The sequence below is a fragment of the Sphingomonas sp. genome, assembly GCF_031361285.1.
In the GTDB taxonomy this organism is placed as follows: domain Bacteria; phylum Pseudomonadota; class Alphaproteobacteria; order Sphingomonadales; family Sphingomonadaceae; genus Sphingomicrobium.
The window spans coordinates 1-3430 of record NZ_JANMCO010000126.1 but is presented as its reverse complement, the minus strand read 5'-3'; the positions used below and the strand labels follow the sequence as shown (position 1 = coordinate 3430).

Annotated in this window: 3 protein-coding genes; 2 read left to right on the top strand and 1 reads right to left on the bottom strand. The window is 65.1% G+C overall.

Features of this window, described 5'->3' with window-relative positions; genetic code table 11:
* Window positions 1-322 precede the first annotated feature (322 nt).
* Both RMO25_RS11120 and RMO25_RS11115 read left to right on the top strand, forming a co-directional pair.
* Complete coding sequence (locus tag RMO25_RS11120; RefSeq protein ID WP_309662668.1) at window positions 323-862, top strand: TonB-dependent receptor plug domain-containing protein; 540 nt, start codon at window positions 323-325, stop codon at window positions 860-862.
* The gene (locus RMO25_RS11115; protein ID WP_309662667.1) at window positions 808-3108 is read left to right on the top strand and encodes a TonB-dependent receptor domain-containing protein; all 2301 of its coding nucleotides are present in this window, start codon (window positions 808-810) and stop codon (window positions 3106-3108) included. The genes RMO25_RS11120 and RMO25_RS11115 overlap by 55 nt, the downstream gene beginning before the upstream one ends.
* 9 nt (window positions 3109-3117) lie before the next feature.
* Here the strand turns inward: RMO25_RS11115 and hspQ are convergent.
* The coding region (gene hspQ / locus RMO25_RS11110) for a heat shock protein HspQ (protein ID WP_309662666.1) at window positions 3118-3430 on the bottom strand (313 nt) is incomplete at its 5' end.

Here is a 3430-nt window from a genome sequence, read left to right as displayed (position 1 = left end):
GGCAACGCGATATTGCTTGCCGCCCGTGCGCACGACTGCGAACATTGGCTCTTCTCTTCTCTTCAGAATCTGGCTTCCACGCGCTCGTCAGCGCCAAGGCACCCAAGGTCGCGTGGAAAGCGTGCCGCCTATGGCAGGGGCCATGACCTGTCAACCTGAAGCGCCTCCGCGAGCGCTGTGGTATCGGCACCACAATTCAATTCAATCCTTCGTTTCAAGGAGATGGCTCTTGCCAGTGCCGCGCTTTGCGACATTGTTGTGACAATCCAGGCGCCGGATCGCGACTCCGCGCTTACGATCGCCTGGCCAGGGGGTCGTCGCCATGTCCAAATTCGCCATCCGCACCTTGATTCTCGCCACGATCTCGCCGTTGGCGCTCGCTCAGCCGGCTCAAGCCCAGCAAAACCCGCCCGTCGCGCCGGCCGCGACCGCCGGCTCCGACACCCCCGACGAGAGCACGATCATCGTCACCGGCACCCGTCGTACCGACCGCACCGTGGCCGACAGCCCGGTGCCGATCGACGTCATCGGCGGCAGTGAGCTGACCAACACCGGGCTCACCGAGACCAACAAGATCCTCAACCAGCTGGTGCCGTCGTTCAACTTCCCGCAGCCGTCGATTGCCGACGGTTCCGACGCGCTCCGCCCGGCAACGCTCCGGGGCCTAAGCCCGGACCAGACGCTGGTCCTGATCAACGGTAAGCGCCGCCACGTCTCGGCGCTGCTCAACATCAACGGCACGGTCGGCCGCGGCGCCGCCGCCGTGGACCTCAACCTCGTTCCAGCCTCGCCATCAGCCGCATCGAAGTGCTGCGCGACGGCGCTTCCTCGCAATACGGCTCCGATGCGATCGCCGGCGTGATCAACGTCCAATTGAAGACGGCCAGCCACGGCGGCCGCGCCAGCGTCACCTATGGAAAGTACATCACGACCGTCAACGATGTCGCCAACATCACCGGCCTGCAGACCACCGCCGGCGGCCAGCCCATCCTCGACCCGGCCGACAGTCGCTACTTCCTCGCCAACAGCGATGGCGACCGCAAGGCGCGCGACGGGATCCAGATCTCGTCCGGAGTCAATCTCGGTTTGCCGCTCGGCTCGCAGGGTTTCATCAACCTGACCGCGGAATATCGCTACAAAGAGATTACCGTCCGCAACGGCTTCGATCTCCGGCCCAACTACATCCCGGCAACGGTTGGACCGTTCGACCCGCGCGAAGTCACCTTCACCCGCCTCCAGTTCCGGTTGGGCGATCCCAAGTCGCGCGACTATAATTTCTTCGTCAACACCGGCTACGACTTGAGCCCTGGCTGGGAACTCTATGGCTTTGGCTCCTACGGCCATCGCAACTCCGAGAGCGCGGCCAACTGGCGGCAGGAGAACAATTCGGCCAATCGTGATTTCGGCGCGCTGCTTCCCAACCAGGTGCCGAACAACGCCAATTTCGTGCCGCTGACGCCGAACGGCTTCCTGCCGCTGATCGCGACCACGCTCAAGGACTATGCGGGCACCATCGGCGTCCGCGGCGAACTCATGAGCTGGAAGACCGACCTGTCGATTGGCCATGGCCACGACAGCTTCGACTATCAGATCAACGACACCCTCAACACCTCGTTCGGTACGGCCAGCCAGAGTTCGTTCGACGCCGGTGGCCTGCGCTACGGACAGACCGTCGCCAACCTCGATCTCGCGAGGGAATATGGGGTCGGCTTCGCCAAGCCGCTGTCGGTCGCGTTCGGCGGCGAATATCGCAACGAGAACTTCAAGATCCGCCCCGGCGAGTTCCAGTCCTACGCCATCGGCCCCCTGTTCCAGCCGGCGGTTGTGACCACGGCCGTCAATTGCGCGACGCTGCAGGGCGTATTCGCCGTTGCGACCGGCATCTGCAGCTTCCCGGGCCGCGCCGCCGGCGCCGGCGCCCAGGGCTTCCCTGGCATCCCGGCCAACAGCGCGACCGACGAAAGCCGCCACAGCTGGGCCGCTTATGCCGAGCTCGACACCGACCCGATCGAAGGGCTGACGACGACGCTCGCCGGCCGCTACGAGAATTTCTCCGACTTCGGCTCGACCTGGAACGGCAAGTTCGCCGCCCGCTGGGAGCCCATCCATGGCTACGCGGTGCGCGGCTCGATTTCGAACGGCTTCCGCGCTCCGTCGCTACACCAGCAATTCTTCACCACGACGTCGACCAACTTCATTGGCGGCGTGCCGGTCGATATCGCGACGCTGGCGGTCGGCTCGCCGGCCGCGCGCGCCATTGGATCGCGGGACCTGAAACCCGAAAAGTCGGTCAACCTCAGCCTCGGCGCGACCGCCAATCCGCTGCGGGGCCTGACGCTCACCGCCGATTTCTACAGCATCAAGATCAAGGACCGCATCGTCCTCACCGAGACGCTTGGCACCGGCGGCACCGGGAACATCGCGTCGGTGCAGAGCGCGGTCACGGCGCTCCTCGCGGCGAGCGGCTTCCCGCAAGTCGCGGCGGCGCGCTTCTTCATCAACGGCCTCGACACCACCACTCGCGGCGTCGATATCGTTGGCGCCTACCGCTTGCGTGGGGGCGGACTGGGCGATTGGACGCTGACCGCGGCCTATAATTACAACAAGACCAGGATCGACAAGCGCAACGCCGCACTTGGCCCGCTCGCCACCATCCCGGGCCTCGTCCTGTTCGGCCGCGTCGAGGGTATTCGCTTCACCGAAGGCCAGCCGCGCGACAAGATCGTGCTCAGCGCGGATGGCGACATCGGTCATTTCGGCCTGACCGCCCGGACCACGCGCTATGGCAAGGTCGTGTCGCCAGGCGCGGCGGCGCCGCTGGCGCCCAACGCGCTCAGCCTCACCGCCCACGGGCCGGACGACATCTTCCTCGGGCGCAAGTGGATCTCGGATCTCGAACTTCGCTTCAAGGCCGGCGGCCGGCTCGAGCTCGCGCTTGGCGCCAACAACATCTTCGACATCTATCCCGATCGCTCGCCGTTCGGCCTGCGGCCGGCGTCGATCGGCGGCGTCTACCCGGCGAACCAGATATATATCTCGTACTCGAACTTCTCGCCGTTCGGGTTCAACGGCCGCTTCGTCTACGGCCGCTTCGGGGTCACCTTCTAGGATTGCATCCTAGTGGCGGTGTTCGCGCCGCAGCAAATAGCGGCCCTCGTCGAAGCGGTCGAACAGCGATCCGATCGCCGGGTGGTCGATCGGCTCGTCGCTGTCATCGGGGATCAGATTCTGCTGGCTGACGTAGGCGACGTAGCTCGACTCCATGTTCTCGGCGAGCAGATGGTAGAACGGCTGGTCCTTGGACGGCCGCATGCCTTCCGGGATCGCGTCGTACCATTCCTCGCTGTTGGCGAACTCCGGATCGACGTCGAAGATCACGCCGCGGAAATCGAGCAGGCGGTGGCGAACCACTTCGCCGATCGCAAAGCGC

Coding starts and splice junctions, on each gene's coding strand:
- RMO25_RS11120 (WP_309662668.1), top strand. CDS start 323: ATGTCCAAATTCGCCATCCGCACCTTGATTCTCGCCACGATCTCGCCG.